Source organism: Pseudoclavibacter sp. JSM 162008, assembly GCF_041366455.1.
In the GTDB taxonomy this organism is placed as follows: domain Bacteria; phylum Actinomycetota; class Actinomycetes; order Actinomycetales; family Microbacteriaceae; genus Pseudoclavibacter.
The window spans coordinates 63,449-82,805 of record NZ_JBEWYX010000018.1; the positions used below are offsets into that span (position 1 = coordinate 63,449).

Annotated in this window: 16 protein-coding genes; 13 read left to right on the top strand and 3 right to left on the bottom strand. The window is 69.7% G+C overall.

Going from position 1 to position 19,357, the window contains the following annotated elements; all coding sequences use genetic code 11:
* Positions 1–46: 46 nt before the first annotated feature.
* From ABVF28_RS14270 to ABVF28_RS14285, 4 genes are all read left to right on the top strand, one after another.
* Positions 47–997 (top strand): hypothetical protein, encoded by a 951-nt coding sequence (locus tag ABVF28_RS14270; RefSeq protein ID WP_371030987.1) that lies wholly within the window; start codon positions 47–49, stop codon positions 995–997.
* Positions 998–1,063: 66 nt separating this feature from the next.
* Entirely contained in the window at positions 1,064–1,378 is a 315-nt protein-coding gene (locus tag ABVF28_RS14275; RefSeq protein ID WP_104310229.1) for a hypothetical protein, read from the top strand.
* Positions 1,379–1,466: 88 nt separating this feature from the next.
* On the top strand, positions 1,467–2,123 hold the full coding sequence (locus ABVF28_RS14280; protein ID WP_371030988.1) for a hypothetical protein: 657 nt from the start codon (positions 1,467–1,469) through the stop codon (positions 2,121–2,123).
* 45 nt (positions 2,124–2,168) lie between these two features.
* Positions 2,169–2,930 carry a GPP34 family phosphoprotein gene (locus tag ABVF28_RS14285; RefSeq protein WP_371030989.1) on the top strand — a complete coding sequence of 254 codons (762 nt, stop codon included), beginning with the start codon at positions 2,169–2,171 and terminating at the stop codon, positions 2,928–2,930.
* Between the two features lie 118 nt (positions 2,931–3,048).
* Here the strand turns inward: ABVF28_RS14285 and ABVF28_RS14290 are convergent, their stop codons facing one another.
* Together ABVF28_RS14290 and ABVF28_RS14295 are read right to left on the bottom strand one after the other, a co-directional pair.
* Positions 3,049–7,827, bottom strand: a complete 4,779-nt coding sequence (locus ABVF28_RS14290) for an NAD-glutamate dehydrogenase (protein ID WP_371030990.1) — start codon at positions 7,825–7,827, stop codon at positions 3,049–3,051.
* 89 nt (positions 7,828–7,916) lie between these two features.
* On the bottom strand, positions 7,917–8,960 hold the full coding sequence (locus tag ABVF28_RS14295) for a Gfo/Idh/MocA family protein (protein ID WP_371030991.1): 1,044 nt from the start codon (positions 8,958–8,960) through the stop codon (positions 7,917–7,919).
* A gap of 136 nt (positions 8,961–9,096) precedes the next feature.
* On the opposite strand from ABVF28_RS14295, the gene ABVF28_RS14300 reads away from it, so the two are divergent.
* The 4 genes from ABVF28_RS14300 (at position 9,097) to ABVF28_RS14315 (ending at position 13,840) form a co-directional block, all read left to right on the top strand.
* Complete coding sequence (locus ABVF28_RS14300; RefSeq protein ID WP_371030992.1) at positions 9,097–10,581, top strand: hypothetical protein; 1,485 nt, start codon at positions 9,097–9,099, stop codon at positions 10,579–10,581.
* Positions 10,582–10,814: 233 nt separating this feature from the next.
* Positions 10,815–11,927 (top strand): amino acid ABC transporter permease, encoded by a 1,113-nt coding sequence (locus ABVF28_RS14305; RefSeq protein ID WP_371030993.1) that lies wholly within the window; start codon positions 10,815–10,817, stop codon positions 11,925–11,927.
* Positions 11,924–12,742 (top strand): amino acid ABC transporter ATP-binding protein, encoded by an 819-nt coding sequence (locus ABVF28_RS14310; RefSeq protein ID WP_371030994.1) that lies wholly within the window; start codon positions 11,924–11,926, stop codon positions 12,740–12,742. The genes ABVF28_RS14305 and ABVF28_RS14310 overlap by 4 nt, the downstream gene beginning before the upstream one ends.
* Before the next feature lie 75 nt (positions 12,743–12,817).
* Positions 12,818–13,840, top strand: a complete 1,023-nt coding sequence (locus tag ABVF28_RS14315; RefSeq protein WP_371030995.1) for an ABC transporter substrate-binding protein — start codon at positions 12,818–12,820, stop codon at positions 13,838–13,840.
* A 69-nt stretch (positions 13,841–13,909) separates the two neighbouring features.
* Here the strand turns inward: ABVF28_RS14315 and ABVF28_RS14320 are convergent, their stop codons facing one another.
* On the bottom strand, positions 13,910–14,974 hold the full coding sequence (locus ABVF28_RS14320) for an alpha/beta hydrolase (protein ID WP_371030996.1): 1,065 nt from the start codon (positions 14,972–14,974) through the stop codon (positions 13,910–13,912).
* A gap of 169 nt (positions 14,975–15,143) precedes the next feature.
* Between ABVF28_RS14320 and ABVF28_RS14325 the strand changes: the two genes are divergently transcribed.
* The 5 genes from ABVF28_RS14325 (at position 15,144) to ABVF28_RS14345 (ending at position 19,279) form a co-directional block, all read left to right on the top strand.
* Entirely contained in the window at positions 15,144–15,674 is a 531-nt protein-coding gene (locus ABVF28_RS14325; RefSeq protein WP_371030997.1) for a hypothetical protein, read from the top strand.
* A gap of 54 nt (positions 15,675–15,728) precedes the next feature.
* Positions 15,729–16,439 (top strand): lysophospholipid acyltransferase family protein, encoded by a 711-nt coding sequence (locus tag ABVF28_RS14330; RefSeq protein ID WP_371030998.1) that lies wholly within the window; start codon positions 15,729–15,731, stop codon positions 16,437–16,439.
* Positions 16,436–17,659, top strand: a complete 1,224-nt coding sequence (locus tag ABVF28_RS14335) for a glycosyltransferase family 2 protein (protein WP_371030999.1) — start codon at positions 16,436–16,438, stop codon at positions 17,657–17,659. Before ABVF28_RS14330 ends, ABVF28_RS14335 begins: the two co-directional genes overlap by 4 nt.
* Positions 17,660–17,707: 48 nt before the next feature.
* Positions 17,708–18,526 (top strand): hypothetical protein, encoded by an 819-nt coding sequence (locus ABVF28_RS14340; protein WP_371031000.1) that lies wholly within the window; start codon positions 17,708–17,710, stop codon positions 18,524–18,526.
* Positions 18,527–18,949: 423 nt separating this feature from the next.
* Entirely contained in the window at positions 18,950–19,279 is a 330-nt protein-coding gene (locus ABVF28_RS14345) for a transposase (protein WP_371031001.1), read from the top strand.
* Positions 19,280–19,357 lie beyond the last annotated feature (78 nt).

Here is a 19,357-nt window from a genome sequence, read left to right on the forward strand (position 1 = left end):
TGTCGCCGCCGGTTCAGCCACGCTCGCGGCGTTGGACACTGCCGAGATGACCGGCGTCATCCGGGCCGCGGAGGACTTCCGCGCTCGTGGCGCATCGATCACAATCCTGGTGGCTGAGGACAGCATTGACGGGCGCGCGTGCGACGCACTCGGCCGGTTGGACTGGGTGCGCGCGGCAGGCGCGCTGGCGGAGCGCGAAACGCCGCTCCGCGTGGCGAGCATCCCGCAGAACCCGCTCACCTACTTCGAGTCGTCACCGGGCTTCGCGACGATGCTCCCCGCCGCGACGGGAGGCACGGAGCCGGGGCTGCTCATGCCGATCGCGGTCGTAGAGACCCTCGGGCTGACCTTGGGTGACCCGATCCAGACAGCGGATGGGCCAACGACCCTCGGCGGGACGTACGAGTACCCGGACGACGGGCGTACGACCGGAATGGGGTACGCGGCGATCGCGCCGATCGCGCCTGACTCCAAATTCGATGAGTGCTGGATCGACGCTTTCCCGGTCTCTCAGGCAACCATCGAGCTGCTCTACACGGCCATCGCGGCCGACTCGAATCTGCCTGACACGGGGCCGCAGCTGAGCCAGCACAACCTGCAGCTGGGGAAGCCGGTCAACCCGGAGTCTGCGTTCGCCGGAAGGTCGACTGGCGCGTTCCCGCTCGCGGGCTTCGGCATCGGCGCGATGATCGGCTTCGGGGCCGTCTGGCTGCGGCGGCTCGAGATCGCTTCGGCCTTTCACGTCGGGGTGCAACGAAGCGACCAGACGGTGACGCTCCTGCTTGAGGCGCTCGCGTGGTCGTGTGCCGGGGCATTGGTGGCATTCCCTGCGATCGCCCTGCTGACACAGAACCTGGCGGCGAGTGACCTCATTCCGGTCGCCGCGACCGCCGCTTTGACTCCCGCGCTGACCGTCTCCGGGGCGATCCTCGGAACGCTGGCGGCGGCCCTGCTGGTGCGAGAACGACGGCTGTTCTCGTACTTCAAGGGTCGTTGACGGTACCGGTCAGCGCGGGTCGGCGCCGCCAAGGGGGAGGCGCCGGAACACAGAAAGGGGACGAAGATGTCCACCATCACACTCAAGAACAAGGTCGGACGCAAGCTCGGCACGCTGCTGCTCGCCGGAGCGCTCGCAACCGGAGGGGTCGCGGTCGCGCAGGTCGCAGCTGCGCCGGAAGCAGAAGCGGCGGTCTGCGGGTCGGTCTCGGCGCGGCCCGGTTACGCCTACGCGAGCAACGGCTGCGGCTATGCGCAGGCCTCTGTCGGACGCATCGTCAGCGGAAAGGGGAAGTCGGTGACGGCGACCAAGTACCGCGGCTGGGTCTCGGTGTCGTACAAGGCCGGTTCGCACTGGTACTCGCAGGGCAAGGTCTGGTAGCGCCGAGGGCGGTCTAGTGCAGGCGGGGCCCCGCGACCTCAACGCGGGGCCCCGCGACCTCAACGCGGGGCCCCGCTTCCGAACATCCATGGACGGGGAGAGACAGATGGTCATTTCACACGCACGATTGATGTGTACGTCGGTTGCCCTGCTCGCGGCGGTCGCACTGACCGGTTGCGCGCAGGCGGACACCTCTGACGAGGGCATGACACAGACGGGCGGGTCCCTCACACTGGAGCAACTCCTTGATGAGGGCCTGGCGAACTCGAAATCGGATTTCCAGACGGAGGTGCTCACGGCCGCTCGTGAGTCCGGGGAGATCTCCGAGGCAGATTGGAAGGAGGGAAACAACCTGAGACTCCAGTGCCTTCAGGAGAAGGGTTTCGACGCCGAACTGCTGTATGAAGGTGCCGAGGTCTACTTGCAGACGGATGCCGATCCAGGGGCAGCAAGCCCCGACGAGGGGGATTCTGAGCTGCAGGCTGCGGATCTGGACTGTTACGAGAAGACCAGTGCGTTCATCAACGAGGCATACTCACTCATCAACGGCGGCCAATCTTCGGTGGATCCAGACGAGATGCAGCGTGCCGTACTGCAGTGCCTCATCGACCGTGAGCTCGTGCCGGCCGACACCACGTACGAGGAGTTCGTTGCCGACCTCGAGCAGAACGAGGGAAAGCAGTACTCGCCGCAGAGCACCGAAGCGAACGACCCCGTCGCGGCCTGCTGGATGGAGAACTCCTAGGTGCGTTCGGCGGCGACCTCCAGCCTCGTTCCCTAGCGTCAGGTCATGGACGCCACTGGGGAAGAGACTGTAACCGCTGCCGTGACCGTGCCACAGGCCGTGTTCCTGCTGGCCCTCGACGATGAGACGGGGAGGCCGCTCGTCGACAGGTCTGCGCTGGCGCAGGTGCTGTCGGCGGCGGGTCTCGTCGAGCTGATCATGCTCGGCCGGCTCCGCATCGCTGGCCCGGCGGGGGCCGAGTCGGGGGTGGATGCTGACGCCAAGCCCGGCACGTTCGTCGCGGTCGGTCAGCCCCTCGACCCGGCTGGTGCTGACGCCGACCTCGAGGCGCTCGTCGAGACCGCCGTCGGTCGCAAGCCGGACTCGGCGGTGAAGCTCATCGTCGGCTTCGGCGGACCCAAGTCGGAGGCGACGAAGCTCAAGGAGGGCATCGCCGAGGAGTTCGTGGACGCGGGCGTGCTCGGCCACGAGGAGAAGAAGTTCCTCGGCGGCACGTTCTCGGAACGCTGGCCGCGCGGAGAGAACGCGCAGCTCGAGGACTCCATCCAGGCTGAGGCCAGGGCACTGCTCACAGGTGAGGTCGAGCCGCGAGAGACCGACCGGGTTGCCGCAGCCCTCGCGCTCCTCCACGCGGTCCGCGTTCTGCCGCGCGTCTTCCCGGACCTCGACCGTGCATCCATCTCGAAGCGCGCCGAGGAGCTCATCGACTCGGCCGCCGTCGCGGGTGAGCTCGGGAAGATGATCAGGGAGGCGCAGCTCGTGATGATGACGACCGTCGCGACGCTGGTCATCACGACGCGAGATTGACAGTTCGCAGGGCCCGCAAGATCGCACAGAGTTGTGGCTCGTTGTCCTCACGATGATCGACAAGGACAAGAAGCCACAACTCTCGGTGCGGGCAGGCAGGCGGGCGGGGCGCGGGCGTCTAGCGCACGAGCGAGCGGAGGCGGCGCAGCGCGACGGACAGCGTGGCGAGGCCCGTGTCGTCGCCGGCGTGCACCGCATTCGATGCCTCGTCGAGCGCGCGCGTGGCGGTGGGGCCGAGCCCGGCGATCCAAGCGTCGACGCGTGAGTCGGCCTCGGCCTGCTCGGTCTGAGCGATGACGGATGCGGCGAGCTCGACCATGACGGCGTACAGGTCGTCGCGCATCGCGGCGCGCGCCATGGACCCCCAGCGGTCGTCCTGCGGCAGCGCGGTGACGCGCGTGAGCATGTCGTCGAAGCTGACGCGGGCCGACAGCGAGTAGTACACGCCCGCGAACTCCTCGAGGTCCCACCCCTCGTTCCCGGCGCGCTCGATGATGTCGAGCAGCGGCATGAGCTCGAGCAGGCCGGCTCCGCGCAGCGCGAGCTCCCGCGGTACCCCGGCCGCCTCGAACTCGCTCACACGGTCCGCGAAGCGCTCGCGTTCCACGCCCTGCTGCAGCTCGCCGATCCGCGACGCGAACTGGGCGACCGGCTCCGTGAAGCGGGTGATCTCCTCGCCGATGTCGATGCGGTCTGGCCTGTGCTGCACGAACCAGCGGGTGGCGCGGTCGAGGAGTCGGCGAAAGCCGAGGTACAGCTCGGTCTGCGTGGAGGTCGAGACGAGGTTGTCGGTCGCCTCGACTTCGACGACGAACCCGCGCAGGTCGAAGATCTCGCGGGCTGCGACGTAGGCGCGTGCGATCTCCTCGCTCGTGGCGCCCGTCTCGTCGGCGGCGCGGTAGGCGAACGTGATGCCGCCCCGGTTGACCATGGAGTTCACGACGGAGTTGACGACGATCTCCTGCCGCAGCGGATGCGCGTGCAGGTCGGGCCCGTACTGCTCGCGCACCTCGGCCGGGAAGTACTCGGCGAGGGTGTGCGAGAACCAGGGGTCGTCGGCGAGCTCGGTCGTGGCGAGGTCGCTCTTGAGGGCGAGCTTGGCGTAGGCGACGAGCACCGAGAACTCCGGCCTGGTGAGGCCGCGGCCATCCTCGATGCGGCGCTTGATCTCGGCGTTCGACGGCAGGAACTCGAGCTCGCGGTCGAGCTCGTCGCGCTCCTCCAGCCACGTGATGAGGCGCTTGTGCGATGGCAGCATGGATGCGGCGTTCGAGCGCGAGTTGCCGAGGAGCACGTTCTGCTCGTAGTTGTCGCGCAGCACCTGGGTTGCGACCTCATCCGTCATCGCCCGCAGCACCTCGTTGCGGGCCTCACGGTCGAGCCGCCCGTCGCGCTCGACGGCGCCGAGGAGGATCTTGATGTTCACCTCGCGGTCGGAGGTGCCGACGCCCGCGGAGTTGTCGATGGCGTCGGTGTTGAGGCTGACCCCGGCCATGGCGGCTTCGATGCGGCCGCGCTGGCTGACTCCGAGGTTGCCGCCTTCGCCGACGACCCTGAGCCGCAGCTCGCGGCCGTCGACGCGGATCGCGTCGTTGCCGCGGTCGCCGATCTCCGCGTTCGTCTCGTCGCTCGCCTTGATGTAGGTGCCGATGGCGCCGTTCCAGAGCAGGTCGACCGGGGCCAGGAGGACGGCCCTCTTGAGTTCGAGCGGGGTGACCCGCTGCACGTCGGCTTCGAGGCCGAGCGCCTCCCGCATCTGCGGGGTCACGGGGATGGACTTCTGCGTGAGCGGGAAGACCCCGCCGCCTTCCGACATGACGGTGCGGTCGAAGTCGTCCCATGACGAGCCGGGGAGGTCGAAGAGTCGCTGGCGTTCGACGAACGTGGCCGCGGCATCCGGTGTCGGGTCGATGAACACGTGCCGGTGGTCGAACGCCGCGACCAGGCGGATGTGCTCGGAGCGCAGCATGCCGTTGCCGAAGACGTCGCCCGACATGTCGCCGACGCCGACGACCGTGAAGTCCTCGGTCTGCGTGTCGTGGTCCAGCTCCCGGAAGTGCCGCTTGACCGACTCCCACGCGCCTCGCGCGGTGATGCCCATGCCCTTGTGGTCGTAGCCGGCTGAGCCGCCGGACGCGAACGCATCCGCCAGCCAGAAGTCGTAGCTCTCGGAGATGCCGTTGGCGATGTCCGAGAACGAGGCGGTGCCCTTGTCGGCTGCGACGACGAGGTACGGGTCGTCGCCGTCGTGGCGGACCAGGTCGGTCGGCGGCACGATGTCGGTGCCGACGCGGTTGTCGGTGATGTCGAGGAGGCCGCGGATGAAGGTGCGGTAGGCCGACTTCCCGGCCTCGAGCCACGCGCCTCGGTCGCTCGGGGAGGGCAGCTGCTTCGCGAAGAATCCGCCCTTCGACCCGGTCGGCACGATGACGGCGTTCTTCACCATCTGCGCCTTCACGAGCCCGAGCACCTCGGTGCGGAAGTCCTCGCGGCGGTCGCTCCAGCGCAGCCCTCCTCGGGCGACGCGGCCGAAGCGCAGGTGCACGCCCTCCACCTCGGGCGAGTACACCCAGATCTCCGCCATGGGATGCGGCTTCGGGAGCCCGGGGACACGCGTGCAGTCGAGCTTCATGGAGACCCAGTGCTTCGGCTTGCCCTCCGCATCCACCTGGTAGAAGTTGGTGCGCCAGGTCGCGTCGACGATGCCGATCATCGAGCGAAGGATGCGGTCCTGGTCCAGGCTGGCGACGTCGTCGAGCGCCGCCTCGAGCCGTGCCGCCACCGTGGCGAGCTCGGCGTCTCGGTCGCCGCCCAGCTCGGGGTCGAACTTCGTCTCGAAGAGCCGCACGATGTCGGCCGCGATGGCGGGGTTCCCGGTGAGCGCCTGCTCGATGTACTCGACGGAGAAGGTCGCGCCGATCTGGCGCAGGTACATGCTGATGGCGCGTAGGATCACGATCTGGCGCCAGCGCAGGCCGCCGAGCAGCACAAGCGAGTTCAGCCGGTCGGTCTCGGACTCTCCCGACCAGACGGCGCTGAACACCGACTCGAGCTCCGCGCCCCAGTCGGCGTCGTTCCAGACCTCTGCGGCAGGGGCTGTCAGCCCGAAGTCGGAGATGTGCAGGTTCGTTCCGTCCGGCAGGGTGATGACGTACGGGTGCTCGTCGACGACGTCGACCCCGAGGTCGGTGAGGGCGGGAAGCACTCTCGTGATGGGGTACACGTGGTGGGAGGCGAACGTGAAGTAGCGCTTCCCCGGTTCGTCGCGTTCTGGCGCGTAGAGGTGCACGGCGAAGGGTGTCTCCGCGTCGAGCTGCTCGAGCAGGGCGATGTCGTGGACCGCGTCCTCGGGTGGGATGTTCTCCTTGTACCCCTCGGGGAATGCCGACGCGTACCGGCCGAGGATCTCCGCCGCACGCTCCTCGTCGTAGATGCGGTGCAGGCCATCCACGAGCTCCTCATCCCAGCCGCGGATGGCGCGCTCGATGCGGGGCTGCAGATCCTGCTCGCTGACGTCGGGCAGCGGGATGCCCTTGGGCGCGCGCACGACGAAGTGCAGCTGGGCGAGCGGGGATTCGCCGACCCGGGTGGCGTGGTCGACCTGGCTCGCGTTGAAGGTCGTGCGCAGGAGCTCTTCGATGCGGAGGCGAACCGTCGTGTTGTAGCGGTCGCGCGGCAGGTAGATGAGGGCCGACGCGAAGCGGCCGAACTCGTCGCGGCGCAGGAAGATGCGGTAGCGCCGCCGCTCGCGCAGGCGGCTCACCTCGGAGGCCACGGCGTGCAGGTGCTCGACGCTGTCCTGGAAGAGCTCGTCGCGCGGGTACTGCTCGAGGGTCTGCAGGAGGTCCTTGCCGGAGTGCGAGTTCGGGGCGTGGCCGGACGCGCGGAGCACGGCCCGCACCTTCGCGCCGACGATCGGCAGCGTGAGAACGGACGCCGCGTAGGCGACCGACGTGAACATCCCGAGGAAGCGCAGCTCGCCCGTGACGTTGCCTGCCTCGTCGAAGCTGCGGATGCCGATGTAGTCCAGGTACACGTCGCGGTGCACGGTGGCTCGCGAGTTGGCCTTCGTGATCGTGAGGAGGCGCGGTTCCCGTGCGGTGCGCTGCGCCTCGGGGGTGAGGCGGGTGCTCGCGGTCGAGGGCCTGCGCAGGATGCCGAGCCCGGTGTGGGGGAGCGGGCGCAGCACCTCCTGGCCCTCCTCGTCCGTCTCGAGGACGTATTCGCGGTAGCCGAGGAATGTGAAGTTGTCTTCGGCGAGCCAGGTCAGGAACTCGACGGCTGAGGCGATCTCCTCCTGCGTGACGCTCGTCGGCGGCTCGGTGCGCAGGTCGGTGACGAGGTCGAGGCAGGCGCGGCGCATGGGGCGCCAGTCGGCGACCGCCGCGTGCACGTCGGCGAGCACGTTGCGCAGTCGCTCGGCGAGCTCTTCGCGGCCCTCATCGGTGGCGACGCGGTCGATCTCGAGGTGGATCCACGACTCGAGCTCGCCGCCGTGCGTGTGCATCTCGAGCAGCTCGCCGTCGTCGTCGCGGCGCACCGAGACGACGGGATGCGCGAGGAGGTGCACGGCGAGCCCCTGCCGCGCGACGGCGGCCGTGACGGAGTCGACGAGGAACGGGGCGTCGGCCGTGCAGATGTCGACGATGGTGCGTCGCGAGCTCCAGCCGTCCTCCTTGAGGGTCGGCGTGAAGACGGCGATGAGGGTCTCGTCGCTGCGCCGGCGCGACGCGAGCCTCCGCATGGTGGCGGCGGCTCCGACGATGTCGCGCGGTTCGCGAGTCGCGATGTCGTCGGCGTCGACGTCGTCGATCAGCCGTTCGAGGCCTGCACGGATGCTCGGCTCGACGTCGTCGAGCGCCTCGCGCAGTCCGGTGAATTCAGTTCCGTGGATCATGCCCTACCCCTTTACAGGCGGGCCCTCATTGGCCCGCCGTCGCACCCCGTGCCTCGATGGTAGCCGGGGTGGGAGGGCTCGGGTGCCGCTCAGAGGGTGACGGTGAGTCCCGTGCGAGCGCTCTCGCGGGCCGCATCCAGGATCTCGACCGTGTGCACGGCCTGCTCGAGCAGCACCGGGGGAGCGGCTTCGCCTCGGACGGCGGCGAGCAGCTGGCGGTAGAACTCGGAGTAGTCGCCGCGCGCCGAGGGCACGGGCGTGCTGCCCTCCGCGGTGTGCAGCACGCCCCAGCGTTCCTCGGTCTCGACGCCCCAGTCGGCGGCCGCGGCGGATACGGGTCGCAGGCCGGCGTCGATCTGCGAGGTCTGCACGTCGTCCATGCGCGACTCGTACGAGCCGAGGTCGCCGTAGGCGATGAGCTCGCGGCCTTCGAGGTGGTTGATCTTGCTGGACGCGACACGGGAGAAGACGCCGCTCGCGTGGTGGAGGGCGACGTCGAAGCCGCAGTCGACGTCGACGCCACCGACCGTGGTGATGTCGAGGTGGGCGCTCACGCGCTCGACGGGACCGAAGAGGAACGCCATCTGGTCGACGAGGTGGCTGCCGAGGTCCCGCAGGAGGCCGTGAGCCGGCCCGGTCTCGAGGGTGCCGGAGTCGTCCTGGTCCATGCGCGAGGAGACGCGCCAGATCTCGCCGAGCCTCCCCTCGTCGATGACCTGCTTGAGCGTGACGAGGTCGGTGTCCCAGCGGCGGTTCTGGTAGGCGGTGAGGATGCGCCCGCTGCGCTCGGCGGCGGCCTGCAGCTCGCGCGCGCCTTCGACCGTCGGCGCGAACGGCTTGTCCGCGACGACGTGGACTCCCCGCTCGAGGGCGTGCAGCACGAGCTCGCGGCGTGTGTCGGGCGGGGTGGTGATGACAACCGCGTCCACACCGGCGTCGAGGAGCGCATCCAGGGAGTCGAACGCGGGGACTCCCGGGGCTTCGGTCGCGAGGATCGCGCGCCGCGCTGGTGAGCGGGTCACGACCCCGGCCAGCTCCCAGCCCGCCACGGCCTGGATATACGGCACGTGGAAGCGGTGGCCGCCAGCCCCGTAGCCGACGACGCCGATGCGGGACGGTGTGGATGCGCTCATGGGGCTCTCTCTTCTGCGCGGGCACTTGGTGCTAATGACAGGACAAGGCTAGGGCCCGGGTGGCCGGGCGGCAACGGCTCGACTGTCGGAGGTGTGGTGTTGAATGAGCGCAGACAGGAAACAAGGGGGTGCGACCGTGGTTGAAGGCAAGAACGGATACACGCCGCCGGCGGACTACCGGGCACCCGACTTCGTGCGGCAGTGGTCGGACTCCGCGACGCGAGGTGCCGATCGCATCGAGCAGGAACGCGAGCAGCGCACGAGAGACGGCGAGCGCGATGCCGCTCAGCGCGCCCAGGACGGGCAGCGTGCGCTCGAGCAGAGCTCGCAGGACGCGCAGCGAGCCGCCGGTCAGGCAGCTCGGGACGCGCAGCGTGCGGCCGAGCAGCTCGCACGCGATGAGGGGCGGGCCGCCACGAGCACCGCCGCGCGCGCCACGTACGACCTCGACCGCAGCGGGGAGGGTGCGCAGCGTGGACTGGCCTACTCGCACGGCTCCGCCAACGACGCGCTGCTGCGTCGTCGCGCGCAGCTGCCGACGCAGGCGCAGGCGCCGTCGTCGGCCCCGGCTCCGCCTGCTGGCCAGGTGTCCAGTCCAGGTCCGGCCCCGACTTCTCCACCTGCTCCGCAGCCGACCACGCCGGGCGTGCATCCGACTCCCGCCGTCCCCAAGAGCCGAGCGGCCAAGGGCCCTGCCGCGAAGAACGCCGCGCATCTCGGACAGCCGGGCCTCGGGCCTGGGGCCGCAGTCGTCGCCGGGCTCGCGGCCATCGTCGCGGCGTTCCTCGGCTACTGGATCCCGGTCGTCATCGCGATCCTGTTCTCGATGGCGCCCATCAAGCGCGGCTTCGCGTCGGGTGCCAAGGGCATCGCGGCCGCGATCCTCGCGATCCTGCTGCTCGCATCCGCCGCCTTCGTCCAGGTCGTGCAGGTGCTGCCAGGCGCCTTCGGAAGCGACGAGACCGAGGTCAGCACCGAGTCGACGCCCGTGGAGCTCGAGGGCGACCCCATCGAGTCCGGCACCCTCCCCGAGTTCACGTTGCAGGCCGGAAACCCCGTCGGAGGATTCGGCGAGGCCAACCTCGATGTCGTACTGCCCGAAGGCGACGGACAGCTGGCGGTGCTGCAGGTCGACGACAAGGTCGGTGGCCTCAGCGCCTCCATGTACAGCGGCGATCAGGTTGTCGAGTTCCAGTACCTGGAGCGGGCGACCGGCGGAACGGCGCAATGGCTCATCAACACCCAGGCGGCCTTCGAGCAGTCGTTCGGCGACGACCCGACGTCGCTGGTCGTCGACCGCATCACGATCATGAGCGAGGGGGAGTGGACGGCCGAGATCCTGCCGGTCTCGGTGCTCCCTCCGTTCGACGTGGCGCTCGACGGGGTCGGCCCGGGGCTCTACCTCTACACGGGTGCGGGCGGCGAGGCCTCGATCACATCGAGCGACTACGGCAACTTCGCGATGACCGTGCACGGCTCGGAGTTCGACTACATCACCGCCGAGATCCCTGAGGTCCAGGCGAGGACCTGGCCGGCGGGCCCCTTCGTCATCGAGGTCGTCGAGGCGACCAAGATCGACGGCACACCGCTGCCCTGGAGCATCCAGGTCGTAAGCCCCTAGTTCCAGCCAGGACCCCACCGCGTGCGCTTCGAGGCGCCCAGACGGGCCTCGCTGACTCTCCACCCGGTGACGGCGTGACCTTCTGTGACGCAGCACTGCGCCGCGCGACCCTCTCGGAACTCCCGCGTACCGGCCCCTGCTGACGGGCATCCGTTCGCCAATACCTTCTCGACATGCCCTCGCATCTGAGGGTCAGCCCCTCCGCCCGGAGGGTCCGCCGAGAGGAGAACGCGATGTCACAGATCGACACCGCACCGACCACCGACAGCCCGCCGTCGACGCCGCCGGACGACGCCACACCCTTGGCGAGCCGCCGGATGCAGACGCTCGGGCCCGGTGAGCACCTCAAGGTCGTGCACCCCAAGCACTGGGTGCTCTGGATCCTCTCCGCCGTCGCCGTGTTCGCGGTCGCCCAGTTCGCGTGGTCGCTCGTCACGAACCAGCGCTACGAGTGGAACGTCTTCGGCGAGTACTTCTTCAGCCCGATCGTCGTCAACGCGCTCATCCTGACCCTGCAGCTGACGGTGCTCTCCGGGGCGATCGGGTTCATCCTCGGCGCCCTCCTCGCCGTCGCCCGCCTCTCGAAGTCGCCGCTGCTGAACTCCCTCTCGTGGAGCTTCATCTGGTTCTTCCGCTCCGTGCCGCTCGTCGTGCAGCTCGTGGTCTGGTACAACCTCGGCTACCTGTACCCGACGCTCGGCCTCGGGACGCCGTTCACGACGGACTTCTGGCTCGTCGAGTTCCCGACCGTGCAGCTCATCTCCTCGTTCGCCGCCGCGACGCTCGGCCTCTCCCTGCACCAGGCGGCCTACTCTGCGGAGATCATCCGCGCAGGCATCCTCTCGGTCGACCAGGGCCAGCTGGAAGCATCCGCCGCGCTCGGCCTCCCGCGCCGGTACCGCTTCTTCCGCATCATCCTGCCGCAGGCGGCACGCGCCATCACGCCGAACGCGTTCAACGAGATCATCGGCCTCGTGAAGGGCACCTCGGTGGTGTTCGTCGTCGCGCTGCCCGAGCTGTTCTACACGGTGCAGGTCATCTACAACCGCAACCAGCGCATCATCCCGCTGCTGCTCGTCGCGGTCGTCTGGTACGCCATCATCACCACGCTCCTCTCGATCGCGCAGTACTACATCGAGCGCCACTTCTCGAGAGGCGCGCACCGAGAGCTGCCGCCGACCCCCATCCAGAAGGCGAGGGCCTGGATCTCCGAGAAGTGGGCGCTGCTCGACGACGGTGAGCAAAGCGGAGGCAGAGACAAACAGCGCGAGAAGCCCGAACAACCCGACGGGCGCGCAGCCGCTGACACCAAGGCCGACCGGAAGAAGAACGGGATCCCAGCATGAGCCAGGCAACCATCACCCGGAACGCCGAGGCCGAACTCGAGCGCAGCAGCGCAGCATCCGGGCAGGTCAGCGTGTGCGGCGTGAGCAAGGCGTACGGTGCGCATGAGGTGCTGCACGACATTGATCTCGAGATCGAGCCTGGCGAAGTCGTCGCCCTCCTCGGCCCGTCGGGCTCGGGCAAGTCGACGCTCCTGCGCACCATCAACCACCTCGAGTCCGTCGACGGCGGATCGATCCTCATCGATGGCGAGTACATCGGCTACGTCAGGAAGGGAGACCGCCTCTTCGAGCTGCGCGAAGCTGAAACGCTTCGCCGCCGGACGAGGGTTGGCATGGTCTTCCAGAACTTCAACCTGTTCCCGCACCTCACCGCGCTGCAGAACATCACGGCGGCCCCGGTCGCGCTGCAGCGGGCCTCCAAGGCGGATGCGGACGCGCAGGCGCGGGGACTGCTCAAGCGTGTGGGCCTCGAGGGCAAGGAGCACCACTACCCGCGTCAGCTCTCCGGCGGGCAGCAGCAGCGCGTCGCGATCGCGAGGGCGCTTGCCCTCAAGCCGGACGTGCTCCTCTTCGACGAGCCGACGAGCGCGCTCGACCCCGAACTGGTCGGCGAGGTGCTCGACGTGATCCGCGAGCTCGCGCACGGCGGCACGACGCTCGTCATCGTGACGCACGAGATCGGCTTCGCACGTGAGGTCGCCGACCGCATCGTGTTCCTCGACGCCGGTCGCATCATCGAGCAGGGCACGCCGGAGCAGGTGCTCACGAACCCGCAGCACCCCCGGACGCAGGACTTCATCCGCAAGGTGCTCTAGCTCGCAGCGGGCCGATCTCTGCCCGCATTCCTCTTCAGAACTTCAGCAACGCATCCACTCCGAAAGGTGCCTCTCATGGCAAAGCTCAACAAGAAGAAGGTCGGCGTCATCGCCGGCGGTGTGGCGGCACTCGCCGTCATCGGGGTCGTCGCCACGACCCTCATCGTCAACGGCCAGTCGGCCCCGGTCACGGCAGCCGAGCCCGACGGTGCCCAGCCGGCAAGCGGACTCATCGAGTTCGACCTGACCAGCGCCAACGTCGACGGCCGCCCGCAGATCGACCCGGTGCCAGAAGCCATCGCCGAGCTCGAGGCGTCCGGCTGGCAGCCCGCTGAGGCCGGCAAGCTCACGGTCGTCGGCAGCGCGTACATCCCGCCGCTCAGCTTCCTCGCCGAGGACGACAACGTGACGCGCCTGGGCAGCGAGGCCGACTTCGCGCAGCTCATCGCCGACGGGCTCGGCCTCGAGCTCAAGGGCGAGGTCGCCGCGTGGGCCGACTGGCCCCTCGGTGTGCAGTCCGGCAAGTACGACCTGATCACCTCGAACGTCACCGTCACGGAGGAGCGCAAGGACCTCTTCGACTTCGCCACGTACCGTGAGGACGTGCTGGGCTTCTACGTGAAGGCCGACAGCGAGATCGAGTCGATCACCGAGGCCAAGGACGTCGCAGGCCTGTCGGTCATCGTCGGCGCAGGCACGAACCAGGAGAAGATCCTCGTCGCCTGGGACGAGGAGAACCAAGCAGCCGGGCTCGAACCGGTCGACTTCCAGTACTACGAGGACGACGCGGCGGGCACGCTCGCCCTGCAGTCCGGACGAGTGGATGCGACCTTCGGTCCGAACGCGACGGCCGCGTTCAAGGCGGCGAGCGACGGCGAGACGAAGCTCGTCGGCACCATCAACGGCGGCTTCCCGGCCAACGCGCAGATCGCCGCGGGCACGGCGAAGGACAATGGCCTCATCGAAGCCGTCGAGATCGTCCTCAACCACGCCATCGAGAACGGCCAGTACGACGCGATCCTCGACCGCTGGGGCCTGCAGGAAGAGCGCATCGACGTCTCCGAGGTGAACCCGGCGGGCCTGCCGCGCGAGGAGTAGCCATCTCCCACTCGTCAGTGACGGAACCCGCCGCGTCCTCGAAGCCCGAGGGCGCGGCGGGTTTCGCGATCAGTCGGACGACGTGACCGACTTCAGGAAGTCGATGGTCGACGCGAGCGCGCTCTGCGCATCCGCCCCCTCGAGCTTGAACTGGTACTCGTGCTGCAGCGCCGGCTCGTGGTCCTCCGGGTAGAAGACCGCGGTGACCGGCACGCCGAGACCCTGCAGCTTCGTCGCGAACGGCTGCGACTGGTTCGCGGTCAGCGGGTCGGCGTTGCCGCCCGAGATCCAGGTCTGCGGGAAGTCGGCGGTCACGGAGTCGAGGGTCGACATCTCCTGCCCTGCGGGCGTGTCAGCCCAGTCCTTGTCGCCCTGGTACGCCCACAGCGCCACGCGGAAGCCGTAGCCGCCGAGGCCAGGCGCGCTCGGGATGCCGCTCACGTCGTAGATGCCGCAGTTCAGCACCGCCCCAGCGAGCTGGTCGGCGGCGAGCGCCGGGGCGAGGCCGACGAGCTCCGCGTAGGCGGGGTTCGTGGCGAGGGCCGCGAGCTGGCTCGCGAGCTGCGCGCCCGCGGAATCGCCCGCGAGGATGATCTGGTTCGGGTCGATGTTGTACTCGGCCGCGTTCGCCGTCAGGTGCGCGAGCGCCTCGTTGAGCTGCGTGAGCGCCGTCGGATAGGTGGCCTCCGGCGCGACCGTGTAGTTGACGGCGACCGTCGTGAACCCCTCCGCGGCGAGGATCTGCACATACGGGTCGACGTTCTGCTTGCCGCCCGAGATCCACGCGCCCCCGTGGATCCACACGACCGTCGGCAGTGCCTCGGTCGTGTCGGCGGGTGAGTACAGGTCGAAGGTCGTGTCCGAACCGCCGTCGCCGTACGGCACGTCGAGCTGCGACTGCAGGCTGTCAGCGGTCGGCGCGAAGGCCTCCATCTCGGTGACGGTGCGCTTCGCATCCAGCTCGAACAGGCCGCGGATGACCATGGCAGCGGGCCAGGGCGTCGACACCCAGATGATCGCGCCGACAAGGCCGGCGGAGAGCACGCCGAGCGGCACCGTCCTGCTCTTGCGGCGGTACCAGGGCTTCGCTGCGTTCCTGGTTGGTCTCGGCGTGACACTCGGGGGGATGCTCACCCTCGCATTCTTCCAGTACCGCGATCCCTGCAAACGCACACCGCCGTGTTGTCCGCGAGCCCGGGTATGCAATATGTTGCAGATCCCCCCTCCTCGATGCAGCGATGCAGCGCCGACCGCCCAGATCGGTGGCGCTCCTGCGAGCATCCCGACGCCGAACGGCCCATGCATGTACGCCCTCCTCGTGATCCTCCAGACGGTGGTGCTCCCGCTGCTCTTCGGTGGCGTGCACCTGGGCGTCGCGGGCGGCAATCCAGCGCTCGTCTTCGGGATCTGGTTCGCGTTCTGGGGCGTCGGGTCGCGCCTCATCGTCGCGGGCATCAGTCAGCTCACGAACCCCCTGCGAACCACGCAGACCATCCTCGGGGCCGCCGCCGACGAGAGCGATGAGACTGAGGAACACGCTGCCGGTACGCGCATGCAGACGCTCAACGCGACCGGCGCCGCGACCGCGCAGGTGGTGCAGGAACTCGGGCTCGCGAACCTCAGCCTGGGCACCGTCGCGCTGGTCTCCTCGCTGGTCCCCGGTTGGGGACTCGTGGGCGCGCTTCCCGGCGCGATCTACCTGGGCCTCGCCGGCATCCGGCACCTCGCGAAGCGCGGGAAGAGCACCAACGAGCTCGTCGCGACCTGGACCGACCTGCTCGTCTTCGTGATCGTCGTGGGCGGTGTCGTCGCGGCCGCCCTCCGCGGCTGGTGAACGACCCGCTTCCCGGCTTGTCGCGGCGCGCGCTGCGATAGCGTCGAGCACACCATGATGCTTCGCCTGGCTCGCGCGCTGCTCGTGCGCAGCGCGGTGCGCGACGTGCGGACGGGCCTGCTGTCGATCGCGGTCACCGGCCAGCCTCCGGGCGGCGGTGCGGTGCTCGCCGCCAACCACGGCTCATGGTGGGACGCCTACCTGATCGGCCTCTACGCCAGGAACACCGGGTTCGACGTGGCCGTCATGATGGGCGACGAGCAGCTGCGCCGCTTCCCGTTCCTGCGCCTCGTCGGGGCAGTGCCCCCGCGGGCGGTGCGTACGCTCGCCGACCGTGCGCGCGCCGGCGACTGGTCCCTGATCTTCCCGGAGGGCGAGCTGCGCGCGGGCCGCGGGCTCGCGTCGCTGCACCCGGGCGCCGAGTGGGTCGCGGCGCGCGCCGAGGTTCCGCTGGTCCCCGTCGCCATCCGCGTCGTCATGCGCGGGGCGGCCAAACCCGAGGCGTTCATCCGCTTCGGCGCACCCGTGCGCCCCGAGCAGCTCGCCGCCGCGCTCGGGTCGATGCTCGAGGAGCTCGACCGGGCCCTCGACGCCGCCGACCCCGCACGGCCCCTGCCGGGCTACCGCATCGTGTTCGACGCGCAGCGATTCCGCCGCGACCGAGTCGGCTTCGCCGGGCGGATGCTCGCGTTCCTGACCAGGCCGGAGGGCTTCCGGGCTTGCCCGGCTCGTCCTGGTCGTCAGGGCGAGCGGGGCCGCGAGTGAACCGGTCGCTCGTGGGCCGCGTGGTCGCCGGAGTCTCCCTCGCGTACCTCGGCGCGAGGGCGATCGTGCTGCTCGCGAACGCGCTGACGCAGCCGAGCCTGCGGGCGGCGGCCGGGACGGCAACCGGGACCAGCCGTGCCCGTGCCCGTGCTGGGACCGGGCGTGGATCGTCGGCCTCACCAGCTCCGGCTGAGCGCTCGGGCCACGCATCCGCGCCGCGGGTCGCGCTGCTCATCCCTGCCCGCGATGAGGAACCGACGCTGCGGGAGACGCTGCCCGGATTCCTCGGTCAGGGAGCCGACGAGGTGGTCGTGCTCGACGACGAGTCGGCCGACGCGACCCGCGCGGTCGCCGAGGCCGCGGGTGCCCGCGTGCTTCGGGGTGCGCCGCGCACCGAGGGGTGGACGGGCAAGAACTGGGCGTGCGCGCAGCTCGCCGCCGCCGCCGCGGGACACCCCGAGCCGCCGAGGCCCGACGATGTGCTCGTCTTCACCGATGCCGACGTGCGCTGGAACCCCGGTGCGCTTGACGCGCTGCTGGTGACCATGCGTGCATCCCGGGCCGACCTCCTCACGGTCTTCCCACGTCAGGAGACTCGGACCCTCGGCGAGCGGCTCATCACGCCCCTCAACGACGCGGTCGTGCTCGGGTCGGTGCCGATGGCCCTGCACGGGCGCAGGGCGCCGGTCGTTGCGAACGGCCAGGTCATGGCGTTCACGCGCGCCGCCTACGCCCGCGTCGGAGGCCACGTGGCGGTGAGCGGTGAGCTCGTGGAAGACATGCGTCTCGCCGAACGGATGCGCGCCGCTGGCGGCCGAGTCGTGACCGTGCGGGGTGGGAGCGCGATCGGGGTGCGCATGTACGACGGGTACCGGAGCTCGGTGCGCGGCTTCGCGAAGTCGCTCCTCGGCCTCCATCACGGGTCGCGGGCGCTCATGCTGGCGACGAGTCTCCTGACGGTCTGCGTCTACACGCTGCCGTGGGTCCTGCCCTTCTTGCCCGGTACGGGGGAGTCGCGCGCAACCGGGCGCATCCTTCGGCTCGTGCGGCTCATGGGCCTGCTCGATCGCACGGTCTCCAACCTCATCGCGGGGCGGCGACGACCCCTCGACCTCGCCGAGGGGCTGCTCGGCCCGATGAGTCCGATGCTGGTGCTGCCCGTGTACGCGTTGGCGGGGCGCCGCCGCGTCGCCTGGAAGGGCCGCGCCTACGAGGCGTGACCAACCGCCGCGTCTACGAGCAGTAGAAGACGTGCGTAGACTTCTGGCGTGACCTCCGCCGGCCTGCTGACCCCCGCCGTGGGGGAAGTGGACCCGCTCGACCTCGACCTCGACCTCGAGCTCGACCGAGACCCCGCCCTGGCCCCGCCCGTGGATGCGCGGCCGCGAGACGCCGCACGGGTGCGCCGAGTTCGGCTCGCGTTCGTCGCAGCATCGGTCTCCACGTTCATCGCGCTCGCCTCGCACGTCTTCGCCGGCGGTGGCATGCCCGGCCTGCTCGGCGTCGCGTTGCCGTTTGCGTTGGCCGTGCTCGCTTGCCTGCTGCTGGCGCGCATCCGCACCGACTCGCTCCGCCTCGCGCTGTCTGTCGGCGCGAGCCAGTTCCTCTTCCACACGCTGTTCGTGCTCGGCACGCCGCCGGCCGCCAGCGGTTCGGCGAGCGCAGCGGATGCGCATGCCGGGCACGCGGGTCACGGCCAGCTCGCGGCCTCGTCGGCGATGGCGGACTTCGCGTCGGGCTCGGGCGTCAGCTCCCCGACCACCGCCCTGCACCTCGGACACGACGGCCCGCTCATGTGGGCGATGCACGCGTTCGCCGCGGTGCTCACGGCGCTTGCCCTGTACTTCGGGGAGGCCCTCCTCGCGAGTCTCGCGCGCGTGAGGCACGCCGCCGTCGAGCTGCTTCGGCCGCTCGTTCGCGGCATCTTCCTGCTCCTCGTTCGCGCCGTGCGCCCCGCCGCGGTGATCGACTCGGCGCCGCTCGAGTTGCCCTGGGTGCCCGCGCTGCCGGTGCGCGCTGCGCGCACCCTGCGGCGCCGAGGCCCGCCCGCGGTCGCGATGCTCCCAGCATTCGCGACCTCGAACTAGCGCCACAGCTCTCGTCTCAGCTTCCCTGCTGAGGTGCTGTCTGGTGCCGGTCGGCGTCGATCATTCTCCGTCCGCGACGCTCGCGCGCCATCCGCGCAACGCCTTCGTGCGCGGGCGGACAGACCCGAGGAACTCTCGAGATGTCTTTCGACTCAGCACCAACATCCACGACGCGCCGGACACCCCCGGCGCGCAGAACATCCACGACCGGCAGCACACCGACCACAGCAGCCCCGACGGCAGCGAGGAGACTCGCCGCCACGGCCGTCGCGCTGCTTTTGGCCTGTCTCCTGGGGTTCGCCGGCGCGACCCCAGCGCAGGCGCACGACCAGCTCATCGCGAGCTCGCCATCGCCGGGCGCTTGACCCCTGATCTTGGACACGCTGATTCCAGCACGGCGCTGGGGAAGCGAGAATCCAAGGGATGGCTAGGAAGAACTACACGGACGAGTTCCGGCAGCGGGCGGTGGATCTGTACGAGTCCACGCCCGGCGCGACGTTGAAGGGGATCGCTGCGGACCTCGGGATCTCCCGCGGTGCGCTGCGGGAGTGGGCCCTGAAGCACGGCTCGGGGGCCACGACCGCCGGCACGGCATCACCGCCGCCGGCGGGTCGGGCGGAGTCTCAGGCGGCGCGGATCGCGCGGCTCGAGGCCGAGCTGGCGGAGTCGAGGGCGGAGAAGCTGAAGCTCGAGACGGAGCGGGACATTCTCCGTCAGGCGGCGAAGTATTTCGCTGGGGAGACGAACTGGTGAACCGCTTCCAGTTCGTCGAGGACCACAAGGACGCCTACGGCGTGAAGCGGTTGTGCGAGGTCGTCGAGATCGGCAGGT